Origin of the sequence: Streptomyces sp. SID13726 (assembly GCF_010548375.1) — a bacterium.
GTDB lineage: Bacteria > Actinomycetota > Actinomycetes > Streptomycetales > Streptomycetaceae > Streptomyces.
Genome location: NZ_JAAGLY010000632.1, coordinates 1 through 412, shown reverse-complemented (window position 1 = coordinate 412; position 412 = coordinate 1). Strand labels below are relative to the sequence as shown.

The 412-nt window shown below is 71.1% G+C and carries 1 pseudogene; it reads right to left on the bottom strand.

Annotated elements, in window-relative coordinates:
• A pseudogene (locus G3I78_RS52670) lies at nt 1–108 on the bottom strand (DNA-binding response regulator); the annotation flags it as partial.
• Nucleotides 109–412 lie beyond the last annotated feature (304 nt).

Here is a 412-nt window from a genome sequence, read left to right as displayed (position 1 = left end):
CGGCTCCGCGTCCAGGAGGTCGTGCAGCCCGCGCCGGACGACCTCGTGATCGTCGAGGAGGAACACCTTGATCGGCGCCCCTGCGGAGGCGTTCGGATCGTCGGACATGGTCGCCCCTGACTCGGTCCGGTGTACGCGTTTCATCAGAATTGTCGCAGTAGGACACACAATGCACCCTGCGGCCGACGAGGACGCCGTGAGGCGCGGTGCCCGGCGCCCGGGCCCGCCCCGATCCGGAAGTCACGGCCCTGCGCAGACACGGCCCTAAGCAGCGATGGCGCCGTCCAGCTCCATCCGGACGTCCACGACGCCCTCGACCGCGCGGATCGCCCGCGCGAGGAGCGGGACCAGGGCCCGGTCCCGCAGCGGGCGTTGGAGAGTGACCACCCCGTCCTGTACGGCGAAGTCCACG